This is a genomic window from Microcystis sp. M53598_WE2 (assembly GCF_030067735.1).
GTDB lineage: Bacteria > Cyanobacteriota > Cyanobacteriia > Cyanobacteriales > Microcystaceae > Microcystis > Microcystis aeruginosa.
Genome location: NZ_JASJFE010000221.1, coordinates 1 through 1,976 on the forward strand (window position 1 = coordinate 1; position 1,976 = coordinate 1,976).

Sequence of the window (1,976 nt, forward strand, 5' to 3'; positions counted from 1 at the left end):
GACACCCCCCTTATCAAGGGGGGCAGGGAGGATCGGCACCACCCTTATCAAGGGGCGCAGGGGGGACCCCCCAGCCTATCGGCACCCCCCTTATCAAGGGGGGCAGGGGGGATCAGAGGCAAAATCTATCTTCAATTTAATTATAACTACTTACTTAACTGTTCACTGATAACTGAAAAAAATGACAAACTATCGCAATCCTGCCCCCACTGTTGATATTATCATCGAACTGATCGACTCGCCCCACCGTCCGATCGTACTAATTGAGAGAAAAAATCCGCCCTTTGGCTGGGCAATTCCGGGGGGATTCGTGGACTACGGCGAATCGGTGGAAACGGCGGCCATTCGGGAAGCTTACGAGGAAATCAGCTTGCAGGTGCAGTTAATCGAGCAATTTCACGTCTATTCCGATCCTAACCGCGATCCGCGTCAACACACCATTAGTATCGTTTTTATCGCCACGGCAAAAGGCCAACCGATCGCTGCCGATGATGCCAAAAAAGTCGGGATTTTTCATCTCTGGGAATTCCCCCAACCTTTATGCTTTGATCACGATCGCATTCTCAATGATTATCGTCGTTATCGGGATTATAAAATTCGTCCCACACATTAGACCCCAACCTAGCCATAAAAGCAATCCTTGCCAAAAACGTCCCCGAAAAACCTTAAAAAATTAGACACTTCTGAGGGCGACAATCGGCTCCAATTTAGAGGCACGATAGGCGGGAAAAACGCCAAAAAAGAGACCAATACCCGTGGAAACGCTCAAAGACAGGGCGACGGCGGTGGCGGAAACAGTGGCAGCCAGGGGAGAGAAACTGGAGACGAGAACGATCGCTCCTGCACCGACGAGAATACCAAGCGCACCGCCGGCGATGGAAACGAGAGTTGATTCAATCAGAAATTGTAAGAGAATATCCTGTTCTCTGGCTCCGATCGCTTTTCTTAGTCCGATTTCCCCGGTTCTTTCCGAAACCGAAACGAGCATAATATTCATTACCCCGATACCACCGACAATCAGGGAAATACCAGCGATTAAAGCCAAAAGTAGGGTGAGACCCTGAGTAATCGTGGCGAAGATTTCGATCATCTGTTTAGCAGTTTCGACGCGAAAATCATCCTCAGCGACGATTTTATGGCGTAAACGCAGAAGATTCTGGATTTGGAACTTAGCAGCGCGGATTTCCTCCCCCGATCGCGCGGTGAGACTAATCCAACTCAACTCGACACCGTAGGGTCCGGTTTTGCCCACCAGTTGCGAGTTCATGGTGCTAAGGGGAATAATCAGCATTTCATCCTGATTATTGCCAAAAAAGGAGCCTTTCGCCTCTAAAATCCCGATCACCTCAAAACTGAGATTTTTGATCCGCAGCTGTTGACCAAGGGGATTTTGGGTGGGAAAAAGTTGCGCTGCCACTTCCGTGCCGATCACCGTTACCCGTTTGTTGCGGGCTAGATCGATATTATTGATAAAACGACCTTTTTCTAGGGTAAAATTGCGGACAGAAGCGTATTCTGGGGTGCTTCCCGTGACTAGAGCCGTCATGTTGCGATTACGATGGGAAATCAGGAAACGAGCGTTTATTTCCGGGGCGACTTCAGCGACGGTGGGAACCTGTTCGGCGATCGCCTGAGCATCGGCTAAAACTAGGGTTTTCGGTAAATTAACGGTGGTATTGCGTGCTTGTCGCGACCCCGGCACCACAAAAATGGTATTGGGTCCCAAGTTAGCAAACTGGTCATTGGCTAAGGTTTGCGCCCCTTGGCCAATACCGATCATGGCCACTACTGAAGCGTTACCGATGATAATCCCTAACATAGTCAGGCCGCTACGCACTTTATTGGCCCCTAGGGTGGAGACGGCCATTTTTAAACTTTCGGTGATAAACATATCAGTTAGCAGTGGGGTGTGGGGTGTGGGGTGTGGGGTGTGGGGGGTGGGGAGAATAAATAAAATAATCTCCTGTCCCTGAATC

2 protein-coding genes are annotated in these 1,976 nt (G+C 49.7%); one reads left to right on the forward strand and one right to left on the reverse strand.

All coding sequences use genetic code 11. The features are described from left to right. Positions 1-181 precede the first annotated feature (181 nt). A complete protein-coding gene (locus tag PX636_RS04640) occupies positions 182-613 on the forward strand; it encodes an NUDIX domain-containing protein (RefSeq protein WP_002799564.1) in 432 nt (143 codons plus the stop codon). 60 nt (positions 614-673) lie between these two features. Here PX636_RS04640 and PX636_RS04645 read toward each other — a convergent pair whose 3' ends face one another. Beyond that, positions 674-1,891 carry an ABC transporter permease gene (locus tag PX636_RS04645; RefSeq protein WP_288116352.1) on the reverse strand — a complete coding sequence of 406 codons (1,218 nt, stop codon included), beginning with the start codon at positions 1,889-1,891 and terminating at the stop codon, positions 674-676. Positions 1,892-1,976 lie beyond the last annotated feature (85 nt).

What these genes read in the sequence shown, in the direction of transcription:
- PX636_RS04640 (WP_002799564.1), top strand. Translation starts at nt 182, where the DNA reads ATGACAAACTATCGCAATCCTGCCCCCACTGTTGATATTATCATCGAA.
- PX636_RS04645 (WP_288116352.1), bottom strand. Translation starts at nt 1,891, where the DNA reads ATGTTTATCACCGAAAGTTTAAAAATGGCCGTCTCCACCCTAGGGGCC.